Source organism: Mycobacterium gordonae, from assembly GCF_002101675.1.
In the GTDB taxonomy this organism is placed as follows: Bacteria; Actinomycetota; Actinomycetes; order Mycobacteriales; family Mycobacteriaceae; genus Mycobacterium; species Mycobacterium gordonae.
Window position 1 is genome coordinate 49,887 of sequence record NZ_LQOY01000210.1, and the last position, 20,114, is coordinate 70,000.

Consider the following 20,114-nt stretch of genomic DNA (forward strand, 5'->3'; position numbering starts at 1 on the left):
GTGTGAGCCAGGCAACACCGGCGCTAGCTTGACTTGAGTTTAGTCAGCGCCGGATGATGCCGCGTATGACCGAAACCGCGTGCGTTCCCGAGCGTGAGCAAGACGAGCGAAGCCGGACCATCGAATGGTCAGACCCCCTCAGCGCGGCGCAGGCGGCGCGCAGCCGCAGCGGCTTGGAGTTCCTGCAGGCCATGGTGGACGGCGAGATTCCGCAGCCGCCCGTCATGAGCACCATTGGTGGCCGGCTCGAATCGGTTTCGCCAGGTACGGCCGTCTTCACCCTGACGCCGGCCGAGTTTCACTACAATCCGATCGGGTCGGTGCACGGCGGAATGTATTGCACGCTGCTGGATTCGGCGGCCGCGTGCGCGGTGCACAGCATGCTGCCCGCCGGGGTGGCGTACACCAGCCTCGATCTGTCGGTGCGGTTCATCGGCGCCATCAGCGTGGAGACCGGGCCGGTCCGGTGCACCGGCACGGTGACGCACCTGGGCCGGCGTACCGCGCTGGCCGAGGCGAAATTGACCAGCAGCACCGGCAAGTTGCTGGCCACCGCCACCAGTAACTGCCTGATTCTGAACGCCTGAGACCGACGTGAAGCTTTCGGGACGGCTCGCCGATCGGGATGGCTGGACGGCGGCCGACTGGTGCCCGATGGAATACGCGCTGCAGTTGATCGGCACCCATTCGGCAATGGTGCTGCTGCGCGAAGCCTTCTGGGGCGGAAGGCGTTTCGATGATCTGGCGCACCGGGCCGGGGTCACCGAACAGATTGCGGCCAAACGTCTGCGCCAGCTCGTCGAGGCGGGGTTGATGGAGAAGCAGCCCTACCGGGAACCCGGCCAGCGCACGAGGTACGAATACTTTCTCACCGATCGGGGACGCGACCTGTTCCCGGTGCTGATCAGCTTGATCCAATTCGGCAGGATGCTGCAGGCCGAGCCCGCTACGGAATTGGTGCACGAGGGTTGCGGTCAGCCTGTGGTCCCGCAGGTGCGGTGTGCGGCCGGTCACGACGTTTCGTTTTCCGATGTAGTCATTCGAAAAGCGAAGCGCTGATTCGAATTTTTGTGACTGCCGTGACGTCTGCTGTGCAGTGTGCCGGATCGCACAGGCCGCAACGGGTCGGCGTTCCACGATGTTCACCGTGCCGCGGTGCAGGCTTAAAGGGAATCGGCTGATATGGCACCAAGCGACGTACCGAAGTCGCACCTATCAAGGACCCACACCGTGACAGCACTGCAGAACTGGATCACCCAGAGCCCCGGTGGCTCCGCGATTGCCGCGCCCATGAAGGCGCGGGCCTGCCGCGCGCTGTACGCCATGCGGCGAGGGCGGCCGCGGCCGCCGGTTACCGGCCCCAACCTCATGCGCCCTGGCGCCGAGCGCTGCTGACGTTCAACGTTCCACCCCCGGTTGGTGGCGACGGGCCCGGGACGCCCGGAGGTTGGCGGCGTTTCCGCACGTCTTGACGTCATGCCAGACACCGCTGTTGTTCTTGGAGCGGTCATAGAACGTCGAGGCGCAGCGCGGGTTGCGGCATTGCTTGATGCGGCGCCAGGTGTTGTCGTGCTGGCTGTGCAGAATCTCCGTCCAGAGCGCCGAGGCGTACCAGCGCCAGCCGCTGCCAACGGGTTCCAGGCGTACGTCGCCGCGGTCGGTTAACGCGAACCTCGCCGAAACCGATCCGATGTCCGCGGTTGCGGATTCGCCGATGACCAGCCTCGTGATCGTGTCCCGCAAGCCTCGAAGCCGGGCCACATCCGCGTCGCTCAGTTCGGGCGGAGTCACGTCGATGCCGCGCTCGGTCAACCACGTTCGTGCCGCGTCCGTCGCCCATGCCCGGGCCAGCCTGCCTTCGCCCAACAGATCCGGACCGTAATCACCGATGCCGACCGTGTTGAGAAAGTCCTGGGCCAGGCCCAGGCCGCCGGGCGCAGGCGTGAGTCCGTACCGCTGTGACGCAGGCCATGGAATTGACATAGCCAAAGTTTAGTTGCCTATGTCAGATACAGCCGAACTACTTTCCAGGGAGAGCCGATCATGGTCAGCATTCACGGGGCGACAGTGGTGGTCACCGGCGGGCAACGTGGCCTCGGCAAGGCCGTCGTAACCGAGTTGTTGGCGCGGGGCGCGGCCAAGGTATATGCCACCGCTCGGGTACCGCAGCCCAGCGCGGATCCGCGGGTGGTCAGTGTCGCGCTCGACGTCACCGACGCGGAATCCGTTGCGGCACTGGCCCAAACGGCCACCGATGCGCAGATCGTCGTCAACAATGCCGGTATCGTCGGCGGGCACAGCCTGCTCGCCAGCGATTTGGGGGAGATCCGAGAAGTGTTCGAAACGAACTACTTCGGCGCGCTTCGCGTCGCCAAGTCCTTCGCGCCGATCCTGGCCGCCAATGGCGGAGGAGCGCTGGTGGACATCCACTCCGTACTGTCCTGGCTGGGGGGTTATGGCGCTTACGGCGCTTCCAAGGCCGCGCTCTGGTCGGCCACCAACTCGCTGCGCCTAGAACTCGAGGAGCAGGGCACCTCGGTCACCGGTGTGCACCTCGGCTACACCGACACCGACATGGTCGCCGATCTCGACGCCCCGAAGAACGACCCGCGGGATGTGGCCTGTGCCATCCTGGACGGCGTCGAACGCGGCGATGCGGAAGTATTGGCCGACGACCTGACCCGGCAGGTCAAGGCCGCGTTGTCGGGCCCGGTCGAGGCGCTGCGGGCGGGATGACGCAGCGGCATGTTTGGATCGTGTGATGGCGGAGTCAGCGCGGGTGGTCAGCGCCACGCGGGACATCGCGGCCGGCGCCCGGCGAATCTTCGAATTGATCGCCGATCCGTCTCGCCAGCCGAGTTGGGACGGCAACGACAACCTTGCGGCCGCCGACCCCGGGCAGCGCGTCCGTCGGGTCGGTGACGTCTTCGAGATGACGCTGACGCTGGGCGCCGTCCGGCACAACCACGTAGTCGAGTTCGAGGAAGGGCGACGGATCGCCTGGTGCCCGTCGGAACCGGGCAACCCGCCGCCCGGCCATCTGTGGCGTTGGGAGCTCACCCCGGTGTCCGACACGCGCACCACGGTCACACACACCTACGACTGGACGGCCCTGCAAGATCCCGATCGCCTGGCGCGCGCGCAAGCCACCACCGCGCAGTGGTTGCGGGCGTCGATCGACCGGCTCGCGGCGATCGCCGAAGGCACGCAGCCGTAGCGGCCCGGGTACGGTCACCATATGGCTCTCCCACCTGCAGGAAACACCAGCGCGGCCGTCGTCACCGGGGCATCGTCGGGCATCGGCGAGGAGATCGCCACCATCCTGGCCAAGCGCGGTTATCACATCGTCCTCGTTGCCCGCAGCGCCGACCGACTCGAGGCGCTGGCCGGAAAGCTGGGCTCCAAGGCCCATCCGCTGCCCGCCGACCTGGCCCAGCGCGGCGACCGCGCGACCCTGCTGGATCGGGTCGGCGAACTCGGCCTGACGCCCGACATCCTGATCAACAACGCCGGCCTGTCAACGCTGGGAGTGGTGGCGAAGTCCGATCCGGAGAAGGAGCTGAACCTGGTCGAGGTGGACGTCGCGGCCGTGGTGGATCTGTGCAGCCGGTTCCTGCCCGGCATGGTGGACCGCCGTCGTGGTGCCATCTTGAACGTGGCATCGGTAGCCGCATTCGGGCCGCTGCCCGGACAAGCGGCCTACGGGGCGGCCAAGGCCTTCGTGTTGTCCTACACCCACAGCCTGCGGGGCGAGCTGAAGGGGACCGGAGTCTCGGTGACAGCATTGTGTCCGGGCCCGGTCGACACCGGATTCGGCGAGGCGGCCGGGTTCTCGAAGGAGGAAGCCGACGCGGCGTTGCCCAGGGTCATGTGGGTCCCCGCCGATCAGGTGGCGCAGGCCGGCATCGACGGCCTGGCGGCGGGCAAGGCCGTCGTCGTTCCCGGGTTGGCCAACCGAATCTCCGCGGGCCTGTTCCGGGTCGCCCCGCCCGAATGGATGCTGCCCCTGCTGAGCCGCAATCACCCTGCGATGAAGGGCAATTGAACGCCGTCGGCTAGCCCGCGCAGTCGCCTTCAGCGGCAGCCCGCAGCAGGTCGTCGCGGGCGCGGGCCACCCGTGAGCGGATGGTGCCGACGGGACACCCGCAAACCTCGGCCGCTTCGGCGTACGACAGACCGAGAACCTGAGTCACGATCAACGCTTCCCGGCGCTTCGGGTCCAATCCGTCCAGCAGAAGCCGGATTTCGACCATGTTCTCGATCCTGCTACCGCGCCGGCCCTGCCCGAGCGCCTCGTCTAGATCGGCCACCTGCGCCGAGCGCGGCCGGCGCATCTTGGACCGGAAGTGATCCGCGACGACACGGCGGGCGATCGACAACAGCCAGGTCCGCGCGGTCGAGCGCCCGGTGAAGCTGGGCAGCGAGCCGATGGCCCGCAGGAATGTCTCCTGGGTCAAATCATCCGCACTGCCGGGATCGGCGAGATACGCCACCATCCGCCAGACGTCGCGCTGGGTGCGCCGGATGAACTCGGACAACGCCGCCCGGTCGCCCCGTCCCGCGGATCTGGCGAGATCGGTAATTTGGTCATCGTCACTGCCCGGGGCCACGGGCTCTGAGCCTAGGCCATGCGCAAGTGGCGAACGCAGGGAACTCTTGAACCGGCCGTGACGACTTGTCTAGGGACGAGTTCGCAGGGAGGCGAGGGGCTAGAAGAATGAGCGTGACGACGGCAACGGCAGAGGCGCACGCGGATGTGCAGCGGGTCCAGCTCGACATCACCGGGATGTCATGCATGGCCTGCGCACACAAGGTGAAGTCGACCCTCAACAAGCTGCCCGGTGTGCGGGCATCGGTCAACTTCTCCACCCGGGTGGCGACGCTGGAGCTCCGCGAGGACATCACCACCGAGGACCTGTGCGCGGCCGTTGAACGCGCCGGCTACCAGGCCGAACCGCGCGCCGGCGGCAGTCACACCGCCGATCCCGACGCCGATCACGCCCGGTATCTACTGGTTCGGTTGGCGGTGGCAGCCGTGTTCTTCGTACCGCTGGCGCATCTGTCGGTGATGTTCGCGGTGGTGCCCAGCACCCGATTCACCGGCTGGGGATGGGTGCTCACGCTGCTCGCTCTGCCGGTGGTGGTCTGGGCCGCGTGGCCGTTCCACCGGGTGGCGCTGCGTAATGCGATGCACGGCGCCGCGTCGATGGAGACGCTGATTTCGGTGGGGATCACCGCGGCCACGGTGTGGTCGTTGCGCACGGCTTTCAGCGCCCAGCAATCCGTGGAACGACGGGGTGTCTGGCAGGCGCTGCTGGGCAGCGATGCCATCTACTTCGAGGTCGCCGCCGGTGTGACGGTGTTCGTTCTGGCCGGGCGGTACTTCGAGGCGCGGGCCAAGTCACGGGCCGGCGGCGCGCTGCGGGCGCTGGCGGCCTTGAGCGCCAAGGACGTCACAGTGCTGCAGCCCGACGGCTCCGAGCGGGTGATCCCGGCGGACGACCTCAGCGAGCAGCAGCGTTTCGTGGTGCGCCCCGGCCAGACCATCGCCGCTGACGGACTGGTTGTGGAAGGTTGCGCGGCGGTCGACGTCAGCGCGATGACCGGCGAGGCCAAGCCGGTGAAAGTCCATCCGGGTGCCCAGGTGATCGGCGGCACCGTGGTCCTGGACAGCAGGCTGATCGTGGAGGCTGCCGCCGTCGGCGCCGACACCCAGTTCGCCGGGATGGTCCGCCTGGTCGAGGAAGCGCAGGTGCAGAAGGCCGATGCGCAGCGACTGGCGGACCGCATCGCCTCGGTGTTCGTTCCGTGCGTGTTCGCCATTGCCGGCCTGACGGCCGCCGGATGGTTGCTGGCCGGGGCAGGCTCGGGGCGGGCGTTCTCGGCAGCGCTCGCGGTCCTCGTCATCGCCTGCCCGTGCGCGCTGGGGCTGGCGACCCCGACGGCCATGCTCGTCGCCTCCGGGCGCGGTGCTCAACTGGGCATATTTCTCAAGGGCGTCCACGCTTTGGAAGCGACCCGCGCCGTCGATACCGTCGTCTTCGACAAGACTGGCACCCTGACCACCGGCATGTTGGCGGTCAGTGCGGTGACCGCCGCGCCGGGCTGGGATGCCGACGAGGCCCTGGAACTGGCCGCGGCTGTGGAAGCGGCTTCCGAGCACGCCGTCGGCCTCACCATCGCGGCAGCCGCACCTCAACGGGGAACTGTCGCCGACTTCCGCGCGGTGCCCGGCCGTGGTGTCAGCGGCACTGTGCACGGGCGCGCGGTGCGGGTCGGCAAGCCCTCATGGATCGCCGCGCCGGGCGGCCCGGGTGTGTTGACTGCCGCGCGCCGCGACGCCGAATCACGTGGTGAGACTGCGGTATTCGTCGAGGTTGACGGTGCGGCGTGCGCGGTGATCGCGGTCGCCGACGCGGTGCGAGACTCGGCGGTGCCCGCGGTGGCGGCGCTGCACGAGCGTGGTCTGCGAACCGTGCTGCTGACCGGTGACAACCCGGCTTCCGCGGCGGCGGTGGCAACGCGGGTGGGGATCGACGAGGTGATCGCCGACGTGTTGCCCGAAGGCAAGGTCGACGTGATTGAGCAACTGCGGGAACGCGGGCATGTGGTCGCGATGGTCGGTGACGGCATCAATGACGGTCCCGCCCTGGCGCGCGCGGATCTGGGCATGGCCATCGGCCGCGGCACCGACGTGGCGATCGGCGCCGCCGACGTCATTCTCGTCCGGGAGAATCTCGAAGTCGTGCCACTGGCGCTGGGCCTGGCCGCGGCGACGATGCGCACGATCAAGGTCAACATGGTCTGGGCGTTCGGTTACAACATCGCGGCGATCCCGATCGCCGCCGCGGGATTGCTCAACCCACTGGTGGCCGGTGCGGCCATGGCGTTCTCGTCGTTTTTCGTCGTGTCGAACAGCCTGCGCCTGCGCAACTTCGGGGGCGCCCGCTAGCCTCAGGCCGCGGAGCCGTCAGTGGGCCACAGGTGTCCGCGAAGGCGCCCTCGAGATGCGTTGTCCGGCAGCGTGATGTCGGGCTCGGCGGCCTGCGGCGCCGGCCCGGGCGCCGGGGTGGTCCGCCAGACGACGGCCGCCAGAAGGGCACCCAGCAGCACGGGCAGATGAGTCAGCATCCGCGCCGCGGTGACGGCACCCGAGGCCGCATCCACGGCAACGTAAACAGCCAGTACCGCGACGTACACGGTCAGCACGCCGGCTAGCCCAGCGGCCGCGGCGGGCCACAGCGCGGCGAGCACCATGACGACACCGAGGGCGGCACACCATGCCGTGGACTCGTTGAGCAGATGATTCGCGCCGTCCATGCCGTGATGTAGGCCCACATCGAAACCGGTGCCCTGCATAACTGCCAGGGCGATCTGTCCAAGGCCCACGCTCAACAACGCCCAGCGTTGCCAACTCATCGCGAAGCGCCGTCGCGGCACCACCTGCTGGATCCCGATCGGGCCCACCGGCGCGATCACCGGTCGGGACTCGACCAGGCGGCGCAGCGCACGGGCCTGCAGCTCGACCTGGTCAAACCAATGGCGGCAAGCGCTGCACTCGTCCAGGTGCTGATCGACCCGGGCGGATGGCACGGGCTCGCGCTCGCCATCGAGCCGGGCCGACAGCGCTTCGCGCGCCACCTCGCAATCCATGTCTTTATAGTCGCGCATTGCCCGCGATTTGTTCCCTTGACCGGCGTCCGTTATCCGAATTCGACGAGGGTGTTCGGCGCGCGGAGCCGGTCGAGCACGGAAAGCCGGTAGCTCAACGAGACGATCTTGGGCAGGAATCTGCCCCGGGCCGCGGGCGCCGGCAGTTCACGCACCGCACGAACGCCGGGCACGGCAAGCAATTCGGCGTACTGATTGGCGGTGAACCAGAACGGCATCGGCGGTGCCGTGTAGAACTCGCTGAGTTTGAAGCCCCGTCGCCGCGAATAGCAGCTCAACCACCACGGGATGCTGTCGAAGACCAACCGGCCGCCCGGAAATCGCCGGGCGCAGGCCGCGATCAGATCGAAAACCGTTGTCCGGTCGAAATACTGGAACAGGCCTTCGGCGGTGATCAGCACACCGTTGCCGGTGTCGACCGCGTCCATCCACGAGTAGTCGAGTGCGGACTGGGCGCAGTACCGCAGCCGCTCGGATGCGGGCAGCAGTTGCCGACGGATCTGCACGATCGGCTGCAGATCCACCGAAAGCCAGTTCAGTTGACCGTTGTCCACGCGCCAGAAGCTGGTTTGCAGCCCTTCGGCCAGCGCGACGACGGTGGCCCGCGGGTGACTGGACAGGAATTCGCGCGTGGCGTTGTCGAAAGCGAGCGCCCGCAGGGCCGTGGCCTGATGGATACGGCCGAAGTGATGGAAGTCGTAGTCGATGCGGTCACGCAAGGCGATAGCCATCGGGTCGTCGATGATGCCGTCCGGTCGGGCAGCCTCGCTCGCCCGCTGATACAGCGTGAGCAGTGCGGTCTCGGATACGCCGACGAGGTGACGGGCGTCGAAGACGGGCATGGGTCAAACAGTACTGACCGCCCGACTCGCGGGAACTTCTGAAGTATCGGCGACGACTAACAGACGACGGGGCAGCGCAAGGTCGGTTTCCGCCTCGCACAGTCGATCTAAGCGAGGAGGTGGCAGCCTGACCGGCCCGATATGGATGGCCCTGCCTCCGGAGGAGCATTCGGCTCTGTTGAATGCCGGGCTCGGTCCAGGATCGTTGCTGCTCGCCGCTCAACAGTGGCGAGAACTCAGTGCCCACTACAGCGCCGCGGCCGCCGAGTTGAGCCAGGTGCTCGCCGATGTGCAGGCAGGCAGTTGGCAGGGCGAGACCGCGACCAAGTACGTTGCCGCGCACGGTCCCTACCTGGCGTGGCTCGAACAGGCTGCCGCCGACAGCGCCGGCACCGCCGCAGAGCACGAGACGGCCGTCGTCGCCTACAGCACCGCCGTCGCCGCTATGCCGACCCTGGCCGAATTGGCCGCCAATCATGCGGTTCACGGCGTACTGGTCGCCACCAACTTCTTCGGTGTCAACACCATTCCCATCGCCCTCAACGAGGCCGACTACGTCCGAATGTGGATTCAGGCCGCTGAGACAATGACCGGTTATCAGGCTGCCGCCACGGGGGCGTTGGCGGCAACACCGACGACTCCACCGGCACCCCCCATCCGGGCGGCCAGTGCGGAGGCTCAAGGCGCCCCGGCGGCCCCGTTGGATTCGATCACGCAGCTCATCGCGGATCTGGAAAATCTTATCGCCAACCCGTATCAGTTCTTTCTGAACTTCTTTGAGCAACTCGGGTTCAGCCCTGCGACCACCGTTGTCCTGGCGGTGATCGCGCTATTCCTGTACGACCTGCTCTGGTACCCGTACTACGCCTCGTATTCCCTGCTGCTGCTGCCGTTTTTCACACCCGCGCTGAGCGCGCTGAGCGTGCTCAGGCTGTTGCTTCCCTTCCTGAACGGCGAGCTGCCGGCGGGGCTGCTACCGGTGACCGTCGAACCGGGTGCTGCGACTCGGGCCGAATCGCTAGCGAACATTGTTGTCGTTCCGGGTGTTTCGGTAGCACCCGCGCCCAGCTCGCCGGCGGGTGCTCCCGCCCCCGGCGCCACCGCTTCGGTGCCGGCAACCAGCCCGACGCCGGCATCCGTCATCAGCTACGCCGTGCCTGGCTTGGCGCCACCCGGGGTCGCCGCCGACCCCAGAGCGGGAGCAAAGGCGCCGGACAGTGTGCCGGGCACCGTCGACGCCGCGGCCCCAGCCCGGGTCGCCGACGTGCGCACCCAGAGTCGGCGCCGACGACGGGCCACGGTCGGAGTACGCGGACACCGTGACGAATTCCTCGAGGCAACAATCGAAATGGACGACGCTCCGGCGGTCACCGCGGAGCCTGGGCACCCAACGGTGAGCATCCACGGAGCCGGTGGGCTCGGCTTCGCCGGCGCCGTGTCGACGACGGCACGAGCGCCGGCCGGAATCACCCAACTGACTGCTGACGGGTCGAGCATTACCGTCCCGCTGTTGCCTGCCACATGGCCGACTGACGCGAACCCGGGAGGCTGAGATACGGACTGCCATTGAGGCGCCTTCAAGAATTACGCAAGAAGCGGGCAAGCGGCTGCTGACACCCTCGGTTCATCTCAAGCCGCGCCGCCCGGCGATACGGCGACATCATCGCAGCAAAGCTATTTCAAGGGGGTTGCACCATCACGGCACCTTACCTGCAGACACAGCCTGAACCACGTATCTACCAGACAAGAAGGATAGTTAATGACACTTAATGTGAAAGGCGAGGGACTCGGTGCTCAGGTCACCGGACTGGATCCGGCAAACCTGGATGATCTCTCCACCGACGAGATCCGCGAGATCGTTTACCGCAACAAACTGATCGTCCTCAAAGACGTTCACCCGACTCCGGAACAATTTATCAAGCTCGGCAGGATAATTGGGCAGATCGTTCCCTACTACGAGCCGGTTTACCATCATCACGAGCACCCGGAAATCTTCGTGTCGTCCACCGAGGAAGGCCAGGGCGTTCCGAAGACCGGCGCCTTCTGGCACATCGATTACATGTTCATGCCGGAGCCGTTCGCGTTTTCGATGGTGTTGCCGCTGACGGTGCCGGGTCCCGACCGAGGTACCTACTTCATCGACCTCACCGAGGTATGGGAGTCGCTGCCGGCCACCTCGCAGGACCCGGTCAGGGGTACCTTCAGCACCCACGATCCCCGGCGTCACATCAAGATTCGTCCGCGTGACGTCTACCGGCCGATCGGTGAAGTCTGGGACGAGATCAATCGAACTACGCCCCCGATCAAGTGGCCGACGGTGATCCGCCACCCGCACACCGGGCAGGAGATCCTCTACATCTGCGCGACCGGCACCACGAAGATCGAAGACAAAGACGGCAATCTGCTCGACCCGACGGTTCTGCAGGCACTGATGGAGGCGACGGGCCAACTCGACACTGATTACAGATCGCCATTCATTCACACGCAGCACTATGAAGTCGGCGACATCATCCTGTGGGATAACCGTGCTCTCATGCACCGTGCCAAACACGGCACCGCCGCAGGTCATTTAACTACCCACCGTCTGACGATGTTGGACGGACTCAAGACACCAGGATATGCAGCATGAGTACCATCACCTTGTCCCCTTCCGCGCAAACGCGAACCGAATTCGCGGACATCAGCGACACCGCCTCCATCGAGGAGCATCTACTGGTCAAGGTTCTTGATCCGTATGCGTACAAAGGGTGCCGCTATCTCATCGACGCAAGCTATAAAGCGACGGCGGATTCGGTGCTCGCCTATGGGAATTTCAGTATCAGCGAGCCCGCCTACATTCGGAGCACCGGCCACTTCAATGCGGCGGAATTGATCCTGTGCTTCAACCAACTCGCGTACAGCGCTTTCGCGCCGGCAGTCCTCAACGAGGAGATTCCGGTGCTTCGTGGCTGGTCGATCTCGGACTACTTCGACCACCAGCTGCCCAGCATGTTGATCAAGAACACGGCGTCGCGTTTCCGGCGGATGATTCACGCCCAGAAATTTTCGGCGCGGTTGCTCTGCCAGGACTTCGAGGTGATCGATCGGAATCTGCGTTACCTCTCGATCAAGTGCGCCATCGAGTTCTGGGACGAGTACGGCGGGGCCGCGTGCGGCGAGGTCGAGCTGGCGGCTCTCAACATCCCGTAATGCATCAAGGAAAGCACCTGAAAGTGATGTCTGACTTACCATTGACCGTCTTGGAACGGATTTTCGAGCAGGCTCGACAACGGCCCCAGGCAATCGCATTGCGCCGGTGTGACGGCACGAGTGCATTGCGGTATGCCGAACTGGTGGCCCACGTGAACGCCCTAGCCGCGGCGCTACACGCGCAGTCGGTCTCGCCGGGCTCCCGGGTACTCGTCCTTTCGGACAACGGACCCGAGACATACCTATCGGTGCTGGCCTGCGCGAAGCTGAGAGCGATCGCGGTGCTGGCCGACGGGAATCTTCCGTCGGCCACCATCGACCGGTTCGGCGAAATCGCCGCCCCGAGCGCAATTCTCATCGCACCCGGGAGCAGGGTCGACCTGTCCGCGCTGTCACAGAGCCTGCATTCCATACCGGTGATGAAGGTCGAGCTCGACGCCCATTGCGGGAACCTTGTCGCCACGGATGCCGACTTCCGGTGCCCGGGAGGTGGTGCCGACGATCCACTGGCCATGATCTTCACCAGCGGGACGACGGGCGAGCCGAAGGCCGTACTTCTGGCCAACCGCACGTTCTACGCCGTCCAGGACATCCTGCGGGACACCGGTCTGAAGTGGGTTAGCTGGGTGGACGGCGAAACCACCTACTCGCCGCTGCCGGCGACGCACATCGGCGGATTGTGGTGGATACTCACCTGTTTGATGCGCGGCGGGGTGTGCATCACCGGTGGTGAGAACACGACGTCACTGCTGGAGATTCTCAGCAAGAACGAGGTGGCGACGACGTGTGTAGTCCCGACTCTGCTGGCCAAGCTGATCGCCGAACTGAAGGCAACCGATGAGCAGATTCCGTCGCTACGCCTGCTCGGGTATGGAGGGTCGCGGGCGGTCGCGGCCGATGTGCGGTTCATCGAGGCGCTGGGCGTGCGCACTGCACAGGTCTACGGGCTGAGCGAAACAGGTTGCACGGCTTTGTGTCTGCCGACCGATGAAGATTCGATTGCCAAGATCGAGGCGGGTGCGGTGGGCCGGCCCTACCCCGGAATCGAGGTGTATCTGGAAGGCTCGGACGCGTCCGGGCCCACTACCCAGGGCGCTGCGCCGGGCGCATCCTTCGGCACGCTGTGGATCAAGTCTCCGGCAAACATGCTGGGCTACTGGAACAATGCCGAGCGAACCCGAGAGGTACTGGTCGATGGCTGGGTCAACACCGGTGACCTGCTCGAGCGCCACGAGGACGGTTTCTTCTACATCAAGGGGCGATCGTCGGAGATGTTCATCTCCGGTGGTGTGAACATCGCACCCGACGAGGTCGATCGGATCGCCGAGGGCGTCGAGGGTGTTCGCGAAGCCGCGTGCTACGAAATTGCGGACCCGGAGTTCGGGGCCCTGGTAGGTCTGGCAGTTGTCCCGTCTGCGGAGCTGGACGAATCGGCAGCCCGCAAACTCAAGCAAATGATCGCGGCACGCTTCCGCCAACAGGCCGAATCGATGGCGCGGCCATCGACGATCGCCATCGTCTCCGAGATCCCACGGACCCAGTCCGGCAAGGTCATGCGGGCCTCTCTGGCCGCGTCGGCCGACAAAGTCGAGGTGGCCGCTCGTGGGTGACACGACCAGGGAAAGGATCCTCGCCGCGGTGTGCGATGTGTTGTACATCGATGAGACGGATCTGCACGACGGGGACGCCACCGATCTTCGGGAACTAGGGCTGGATTCCGTTCGCTTCGTGCTCCTGATGAAGAAGCTGGACGTGGACCGAGAGTCCGATATGCCGTCCCGGCTGGCGGACGACCTGTCGATCGGGGGATGGGTTCGGGAGCTGGAGATTCTGTGTGAGCGCGCCTGAAATCTGGGTTGATCGCATCCCGCTGAGCAGATCGCAACAGAACGTGTACCACGGGGTACTACAGGATGGTGACCCGTCGTTGTACCTGATCGCCAAGGCGTACCGCTTCCACCCACTGCAGCTGCCTAGATTCCTGGCCGCCTTGGAGGCCATGGTCTGTGAGAACCCGGTGCAGCTTTGCGTTCTGGAGACCCCGGCGACGGACAGTGCATACCCAGATCTCGTGCCCTGCCTACGATTCGGCGACATCGTACGGGTACGGTCAGGTGATCCAGCCGGCGCACAAGGCGATTTCGAACTGCAACGCACCTGGTCCACCGGCATCCTCGATACGGCCCTGGTGCGGTACACGGTGTGGACAGACGCTAACGGTGACGTGTCCCGACTCGACGTACATGCGCACCACATCGTGGTCGACGGTGGTGCCACCGCGATCATCGAAGCCGACCTGGCGCGCCACCTCGTCGCCCGCGGGGCTCAGGAATCAGCCTGTCTTGGAGACGGTTTGGCGAAGCTGGCCAACGCGCATCGTCGGGAGAGGGCCAAGGCCGACGAGGCGCTGCTGCGATTCGGGGATGCCGTGCGACGTGAGCTCGCCGAGGATCCACACCGCGGTGGTGCCGGTCAGAGCTGCCACGTTGCCGGGGGTGCCGCGAAGGTCGTTCTCCGGGAATCGGTGACCATCGCCGGTGACGCTTTCGATGCGGTCCTTGGTCTGTCGGAGGCGCAGCAGGTACCGCTCAACGTCTTGGTTGCCACGGCGGCGCTGGCGGTGGACGCAGGCATACGGCACAGCACCGAGGCGCTTCTCGTCCACGCGGTCGACAACCGGTTCGGCGATCCAGCTTTCAATATCGCGACCTGCCTGGTCAATTCGGTGGCGCACCCCGTCACGTTCGCGCCCTTTGCTTCCGTGCGCGACGTCGTCCGGGCGGTCGACCGGGGTTACGTCAAAGCTGCGCGACGCCGTTGGCTGCGCGAAGAGCATTACCGCCGAATGTATCTGGCGATCAACCGGACCTCCCAGGTCGATGCGCTGACGCTCAACTTCATCCGCCACACGTGCGCTCCAGGCCTTCGCCCGTTCCTGATCGAAGCGCCGGCCGTTACGGATATCGGCCCAGTCGAGGGCAGGACTGTCGCGAGTGTGCTGGACGAAGGTCAGCGCACCCTGAACCTGGCCATCTGGGACCGCGCGGATCTTCCGGAGTCCAAGACAGGACACCGGATCGCACACCGGATCGCCGCGGCGCTCGAAACGATGGTGAGCCTGTGGAATCAGCCCATCGCCAAGACCGTCGGCGAGTGGATCAAGGTCGCGCCCGACGGTTCCGTCGGCCGCGACGACGAAGCCGAGATCGAGTCACTCCGGTCGCGGGCCTGGTTCCTGGACGAGTCCGGAGGTTTCCGCTCGACTCTTCCGCGCCGTCCCTCCGTCGATCGCTGGGTGAACTGGTTGGTACGCAACGGCGTTGAGCCCGGTGACGTCGTGGTGCTCACTGACGATGACGCCGCCAACACCATCGACTGCCTGATCGCGTGCCACCTTGCCGGCTGCGGATACAGCATCTGCGATACTCCCGAGCAACTTTCGGCGCGCGCCCAGGCCATTGCCGAGCATGTGGAGGGCGCGACGGCGCGGGTGCTCGACGTCAGCGGCATCGACCTTACGGTGGCCATGGATGACGACGCGCGGGTCGCCGAGCGTCTGGGGCAAGTGGCACAAGACATGTCACTCGACACGAAGACGGCCTACATCATGCCGACGTCGGGTTCCACCGGGCAGCCCAAGCTGGTGCGAGTCGCCCACGGATCACTCGCGCTGTTCTGTGCCGCGGCGACGAGAGCCTACGGTTGGGGACCGCAGGACACCGTTCTGCAGTGCGCGCCGCTGACATCGGACATCAGTGTCGAGGAAATCTTCGTTGCCGCCATCAGCGGAGCGCAATTGGTGCGCACCTCGGCGATGAAGGCGGGCGACATCAGCGGGCTCGTGCGAGACATCGTGGCCACCGGGGCGACCGTCGTCGACCTGCCGACCGCCGTATGGCTTCTGTGCTGCGAGGACGGCGGCGCACTGCAGGCGATCCACCGTTCGCGTCTTCGTCAGATCGTGATCGGCGGCGAAGCCATTCGTCCCAACACCGTAGACAAATGGGTGAACTCGGCGGCCGCGCAACGTGTCGCGGTGGTGTCAAGCTATGGCCCCACCGAGACCACGGTGGTGGCGACGTATTTGCCGATCGCGGCCGCCGGGAAGGCCGTCCCGGTCGAAGCGCGGCCACGGCTAGGGCGGCCGATGGTGCCTGACACGGTGTTCGTCGCCTTCGGTGAGGTCGTCATCGTCGGGGACCTGGTCTCCGCCGGGTACCTTGGCACCGACGACCCCAGCTTCGGCCACGTGACCGCCGTTGACGGTGCACGGCGGCGCGCATTCGCCACCGCGGACCGAATCACGATGGCCGGCGACGATTTTCCGGTCTTCGCCGGTCGGAAAGACGACGTGGTGAAAGTCTCCGGCAAGCGCATCGACAAGGCGGAAGTGGCCAGGCGGATATCCGCCGAGCCCGCGATCGCCGACGTCGCCGTCGAGCTGGACAACGGCCGCCTCGGGGTGTGGTTCGAAACCGCGATGACCGGCGAGGCCGCCGAGGATCTCGCCGCGCGCATCCGCGCCATTCTTGTGACTTCCGGGGTGCCGTCGTTTCTTGTTGTGGCAGTGCCGAATATCCCGCGAAAGCCCGGCGGGAAGGTGGACAGTGCGAAGCTGCAAACGCTGCCCCAGTTCGCCGATGCGGTGCGCAGCGACGCCGAAGCCGACGAATTGGCAGTCGCTCTCGCCAGCGCGTGGGGCCGGCACCTCGGGATGCCGATTCAGCCGAACACCTCGCTGCTCGCCGCGGGCATCGGCTCGCTGGACCTGATCAGAATCCTGCCCGACACCCGCAAACTGCTCTGCCGTCAGGTCTCCATTCTCGATCTGATCAGCGCCGACAGTGCCGCGACCCTTGTCGGCGACTTGGCCTGTGCGGCAACGACTGAGTGGATGGACCGGATCACCGCCGCCGAGATAGAGCGCGACCTAGACGATCTGCGAGCACCCGCCACCCAACCCCACGCCACGCGTGGCGCGGACGGCCCGGTCATCGTGCTGGGCGCGTCGGGCATCCTGGGGACCGGTTTCGCCGGGGCGATCCTGGATATGAAACGGTCCGGAGTGCGCTGTCCCGAAATGGTCCTGGCGGCCAGGTCGCTACCGGAGGGTGGTCTGTGGGCCGACCTCCAGGATGTCGAAGGCGTTCGAATCCAACAGCTTTCCGCTGGTTTCGGCGGGCCGGAACTGGACGAGTTGGTTCGGGACACCGGCGCGGGAACGGTCATCAACTGCATCGGCAACACCAACGTGCTGGTCCCTTATCGGGAACTCCGCCCGGCGAACGTGGATCTGGTCTCGGTGATCGTCGACGTGTGCGCGAACCGCGGCGTCAGGTTGGTGCACCTGTCGACGTTCGTCGTCAACGCCGACGTCAACGCGTCCCGAGTCACCGACCCGCGATCCGCGCCCTACCCCTACGCGGCGTCGAAGTCACTGGCGGAGCTGGTGGTGGCCGCCGCGCCGGACGCGCTCGACTTCACCATCGTGCGGTTGCCCCGGGTGTTGGGTGCCGACTGTCAATTGCGCGACTGCACCGACGTCCTGGTGTCGGTCGTGGACGCCTGTGTCGCTTTGCGGGCATATCCCGCGCTGACTCTGGTCGAGGAGGTCACCACGGGCCGCGCCGTCGCGAGCGCAGTCTTGGGCCTCCTTCCGGACTTGGCAGGTGCCAAAGAGCTGGGACGGGGCATCACCGTGGCTCGCGGCGAAGCGGTGGACTATGCCGAACTGCTCGGCGGGTTCGCGCTCGAGGAACTGGACGTGGCGCAATGGAAGCAGCGCCTGGATGACAGTGAGTGGGCGACGGTGAACCCACGCCGGTGGTCGGTGGTCGATGCATGGCTGAGCCTGGGCACGCGGTTGGGTGGGCGCTCCTACGCCGAGTACCTGGCGGACTTCCCGACCATCGCCCTGGAAGTGGGACCCGTCGCCGAACTGGCCGCTCCGCCCGAGTCGGTCCGCACCCTGCTGGCGCGAGGATTCCAGGGTGCCGCCACCGGGTGATGGTTGTCGCCGCAGCCCTCACAGTGACCGAACAATATGCGCCGTGGCCGAACAGAGCTACGACGCCCGGTCGTAAGCTGCAAGGGTGAAAGATGACGCGCCGAGCGCACAGCCGGCCGCGCCGGTGCCCGCTGGCCGCTCGCTCTCGGCGCGGACGGCGGTACTGGCCGGCGGGTTCGTGGCGGTCGCCGTCGCGTTGGCCGGCTATGGCGTGATCTCCGGGCCCCGTCGCTACACCGAGGCCGGCAACCCCTTCCCGGGAGCCTTCGTCAGCGCCGTCGAGCCGGTTGGGTATTTCGTCGCGTCGTTACTGGGTGCGCTGTGTCTAGGCGCGCTGCTCCTGGTCGTGGTGACGGCGCGCCCGGAATCCGACGGGCTGATCGACAGCGCCGCATTCCGGATACACCTGCTGGCCGAACGAATTTCGCTCGCCTGGGTGCTGGCCGCCGCGGCGATGGTGGTGATCCAGGCTGCGCACGACACCGGTGTGCGCCCGGGTGCGCTGCTGAGCACTGGGGCCGTTTTCGACGCCATCGGCGTCTCCGAGGTTGCCCGCGCCTGGATCGTGGTGGCCATCTTCGCTCTTCCGGTTGCGGTGACGCTGCGGTTGAACACCCGCTGGCTCGCCCACGCGGTGCTGCTGGTGCCCACCGTGATCGGCGTGCTGGCCACCGCGGTCACCGGTAACGCGGGGCAGGGCCCCGACCACGACTATGCGACCAGCGCCGCGATCGTCTTCGCGGTCGCGGTTTCCGGGCTGACCGGGCTCAAGGTGGTCGCAGCGTTGACTCGGACCAGCGCCAACCGCGCCGTGCAGGTGCTGCAGGTCGGCTTTGGCGCATTGGCGGTGTTCTACGGCGCCGTGCTGCTATACCTGCTGCTGCCCGACTGGACGTTCGGGTCGGACTTCGCGCGCCTGGGACTGCTCGCGGGTGTTCTGGTGACCGTCGTGTGGTTGACCGACTGCTGGGCCCTGCGCAGCGCGGCGCCTCGACCCGCCGGCACGGCCGCCGCACTGGCCATGGTCGCCGCCGTGGCGGCTGTCGCCGCAACGGCCGTTCAGGTCGCGCCGCGCTTCCTGGCACATCAATTCACCGGCTGGGATGTGTTTCTCGGTTACGAGCTGCCGCAACCACCCACCGTCGCGAGTGTGTTGATGCTATGGCGTTTCGACAGTTTCCTCGGAGTGGCCGGGGTGGTGCTGGCGCTCGGATATGTGGCGGGCTATATCCGGTTGCGGCGCAACGGAAACGCCTGGCCGGTCGGCAGACTGGTGGCCTGGCTGGCCGGATGTGTGTCGCTGATATTCACCAGCAGCTCGGGTGTCCGTTCTTACGGCTCAGCCGTTTTCAGCATGCACATGGCCGAACACATGATCCTCAACATGTTCATTCCGGTGCTTCTGGTGATGGGCGGTCCGGTTACGCTCGCGCTGCGCGTGTTGCCGTCCGCCGGCAAAGGTCAGCCGCCCGGGCCTCGTGAATGGCTGACCTGGCTCCTGCATTCCCGGGTCACTGCCTTCTTCTCGAACCCGATTATCGCCTTTGTCCTGTTCGTCGGCTCGCCTTATGTCGTCTACTTCACCCCGCTGTTCAATACGCTGATCCGCTATCACTGGGGCCATGAGTTCATGGCGGTCCATTTCCTGATCGTCGGATATCTCTTCTACTGGGCGATCATCGGTATCGACCCGGGGCCACGCCGGCTGCCGTACCCGGGCCGCATCGGTCTGCTGTTCGCGGTGATGCCATTTCACGCCTTCTTCGGCATCGCACTGATGACGATGGCCGAACCGGTCGGCAACACCTTCTACCGTTCGCTCAACCTGCCATGGCTACCAAGCATCATCGCCGACCAACACCTGGGCGGCGGAATAGCGTGGAGCCTCACCGAAGTCCCGGTCATCATCGTCATCGTGGCGCTGGTCACCCAGTGGGCGCGCCAGGACCGCAAGGAAGGCTCCCGCGGCGACCGCCACGCCGACAGCGACTATGCCGACGACGATCTGGAGGCATACAACGCGATGCTGCGAGAGTTGTCCCGGATGCGGCGCTAGACGACGGTGAAGTTGCCCTCGCCTTTCAGCGCGGCCTCGACCTGTTCCCGGGTCAGCTCGACATTGGTCGAAACATGCACTGCGGACGTGCCTTCGGTGTTCAGGTCGATGCTGACCGCAGTCACCGGCTTCAAAGCGGTCAGCGCGGTGGTGATGGTGCCCACGCATCCCTCGCAGTGCAGCCCGGAGACGGAGAATGTCTGTTCGGCCATGCACGCAGTCTACCGGGGCACCTTGATCTCCCGACTGTGAATCTCACGACGCTCAATCGGCTTGGATTCAGGCCGTCGCTGCAACGAATGCGGACGGGTCTGAGAGTAGTCGGTGGAGTTCTTCGGCGGGGGTGCGC

The 20,114-nt window shown here is 66.1% G+C and carries 18 protein-coding genes and 1 pseudogene; 14 read left to right on the forward strand and 5 right to left on the reverse strand.

Features of this window, described 5'->3' with window-relative positions:
* Positions 1 to 65 precede the first annotated feature (65 nt).
* The 3 genes from AWC08_RS26985 to AWC08_RS36810 all read left to right on the forward strand — a co-directional run bounded on the left by AWC08_RS26985 (position 66) and on the right by AWC08_RS36810 (position 1,395).
* On the forward strand, positions 66 to 587 hold the full coding sequence (locus AWC08_RS26985) for a PaaI family thioesterase (protein WP_065131918.1): 522 nt from the start codon (positions 66 to 68) through the stop codon (positions 585 to 587).
* 7 nt (positions 588 to 594) lie between these two features.
* Positions 595 to 1,059 (forward strand): winged helix-turn-helix transcriptional regulator, encoded by a 465-nt coding sequence (locus AWC08_RS26990; protein WP_069434043.1) that lies wholly within the window; start codon positions 595 to 597, stop codon positions 1,057 to 1,059.
* Positions 1,060 to 1,230: 171 nt separating this feature from the next.
* Positions 1,231 to 1,395, forward strand: a complete 165-nt coding sequence (locus AWC08_RS36810; protein ID WP_156781032.1) for a hypothetical protein — start codon at positions 1,231 to 1,233, stop codon at positions 1,393 to 1,395.
* A 3-nt stretch (positions 1,396 to 1,398) separates the two neighbouring features.
* On the opposite strand, the gene AWC08_RS27000 is transcribed toward AWC08_RS36810, so the two are convergent.
* Complete coding sequence (locus tag AWC08_RS27000; protein WP_232007918.1) at positions 1,399 to 1,983, reverse strand: CGNR zinc finger domain-containing protein; 585 nt, start codon at positions 1,981 to 1,983, stop codon at positions 1,399 to 1,401.
* A 60-nt stretch (positions 1,984 to 2,043) separates the two neighbouring features.
* Between AWC08_RS27000 and AWC08_RS27005 the strand changes: the two genes are divergently transcribed.
* Genes AWC08_RS27005 through AWC08_RS27015 form a run of 3 tightly spaced genes read left to right on the forward strand, consistent with a single transcriptional unit; the run spans position 2,044 to position 4,045 of the window.
* On the forward strand, positions 2,044 to 2,736 hold the full coding sequence (locus AWC08_RS27005; RefSeq protein ID WP_065131915.1) for an SDR family oxidoreductase: 693 nt from the start codon (positions 2,044 to 2,046) through the stop codon (positions 2,734 to 2,736).
* A 25-nt stretch (positions 2,737 to 2,761) separates the two neighbouring features.
* A complete protein-coding gene (locus AWC08_RS27010; RefSeq protein ID WP_069434042.1) occupies positions 2,762 to 3,217 on the forward strand; it encodes an SRPBCC family protein in 456 nt (151 codons plus the stop codon).
* Between the two features lie 21 nt (positions 3,218 to 3,238).
* Positions 3,239 to 4,045, forward strand: coding sequence for an SDR family NAD(P)-dependent oxidoreductase (locus tag AWC08_RS27015; protein ID WP_069434041.1), 807 nt, complete (start codon positions 3,239 to 3,241; stop codon positions 4,043 to 4,045).
* 10 nt (positions 4,046 to 4,055) lie between these two features.
* Here AWC08_RS27015 and sigC read toward each other — a convergent pair whose 3' ends face one another.
* Positions 4,056 to 4,610, reverse strand: coding sequence for an RNA polymerase sigma factor SigC (sigC, locus tag AWC08_RS27020; protein ID WP_069434040.1), 555 nt, complete (start codon positions 4,608 to 4,610; stop codon positions 4,056 to 4,058).
* Between the two features lie 107 nt (positions 4,611 to 4,717).
* Here sigC and AWC08_RS27025 point away from each other — a divergent pair.
* Positions 4,718 to 6,993: pseudogene (locus tag AWC08_RS27025) on the forward strand (heavy metal translocating P-type ATPase); the annotation flags it as partial.
* Here the strand turns inward: AWC08_RS27025 and AWC08_RS27030 are convergent.
* On the reverse strand, positions 6,955 to 7,653 hold the full coding sequence (locus AWC08_RS27030) for a zf-HC2 domain-containing protein (protein ID WP_069434052.1): 699 nt from the start codon (positions 7,651 to 7,653) through the stop codon (positions 6,955 to 6,957). The pseudogene AWC08_RS27025 and the gene AWC08_RS27030 overlap by 39 nt on opposite strands.
* 50 nt (positions 7,654 to 7,703) lie before the next feature.
* Positions 7,704 to 8,513, reverse strand: coding sequence for a class I SAM-dependent methyltransferase (locus AWC08_RS27035; RefSeq protein WP_069434038.1), 810 nt, complete (start codon positions 8,511 to 8,513; stop codon positions 7,704 to 7,706).
* 145 nt (positions 8,514 to 8,658) lie between these two features.
* On the opposite strand from AWC08_RS27035, the gene AWC08_RS27040 reads away from it, so the two are divergent.
* From AWC08_RS27040 to AWC08_RS27070, 7 genes are all read left to right on the forward strand, one after another.
* A complete protein-coding gene (locus tag AWC08_RS27040) occupies positions 8,659 to 10,065 on the forward strand; it encodes a PPE family protein (protein ID WP_069434037.1) in 1,407 nt (468 codons plus the stop codon).
* 207 nt (positions 10,066 to 10,272) lie between these two features.
* Positions 10,273 to 11,142: a (3R)-3-[(carboxymethyl)amino]fatty acid oxygenase/decarboxylase gene (gene scoE, locus AWC08_RS27045; RefSeq protein WP_065131908.1), complete on the forward strand. Its 870-nt coding sequence runs from the start codon at positions 10,273 to 10,275 to the stop codon at positions 11,140 to 11,142.
* Positions 11,139 to 11,702: an FcoT family thioesterase gene (locus tag AWC08_RS27050; RefSeq protein WP_065131907.1), complete on the forward strand. Its 564-nt coding sequence runs from the start codon at positions 11,139 to 11,141 to the stop codon at positions 11,700 to 11,702. The genes scoE and AWC08_RS27050 overlap by 4 nt, the downstream gene beginning before the upstream one ends.
* A 26-nt stretch (positions 11,703 to 11,728) precedes the next feature.
* Entirely contained in the window at positions 11,729 to 13,312 is a 1,584-nt protein-coding gene (fadD10, locus tag AWC08_RS27055; RefSeq protein ID WP_069434051.1) for a fatty acid--CoA ligase FadD10, read from the forward strand.
* The gene (locus AWC08_RS27060; RefSeq protein ID WP_069434036.1) at positions 13,305 to 13,550 is read left to right on the forward strand and encodes an acyl carrier protein; all 246 of its coding nucleotides are present in this window, start codon (positions 13,305 to 13,307) and stop codon (positions 13,548 to 13,550) included. The genes fadD10 and AWC08_RS27060 overlap by 8 nt, the downstream gene beginning before the upstream one ends.
* Complete coding sequence (locus AWC08_RS27065) at positions 13,537 to 17,709, forward strand: AMP-binding protein (protein WP_069434035.1); 4,173 nt, start codon at positions 13,537 to 13,539, stop codon at positions 17,707 to 17,709. Before AWC08_RS27060 ends, AWC08_RS27065 begins: the two co-directional genes overlap by 14 nt.
* A gap of 85 nt (positions 17,710 to 17,794) precedes the next feature.
* Positions 17,795 to 19,765 carry a cytochrome c oxidase assembly protein gene (locus tag AWC08_RS27070; RefSeq protein WP_085088463.1) on the forward strand — a complete coding sequence of 657 codons (1,971 nt, stop codon included), beginning with the start codon at positions 17,795 to 17,797 and terminating at the stop codon, positions 19,763 to 19,765.
* Here AWC08_RS27070 and AWC08_RS27075 read toward each other — a convergent pair.
* Positions 19,762 to 19,977 carry a heavy-metal-associated domain-containing protein gene (locus tag AWC08_RS27075; RefSeq protein WP_069434033.1) on the reverse strand — a complete coding sequence of 72 codons (216 nt, stop codon included), beginning with the start codon at positions 19,975 to 19,977 and terminating at the stop codon, positions 19,762 to 19,764. The genes AWC08_RS27070 and AWC08_RS27075 overlap by 4 nt on opposite strands.
* Between the last annotated feature and the right edge of the window lie 137 nt (positions 19,978 to 20,114).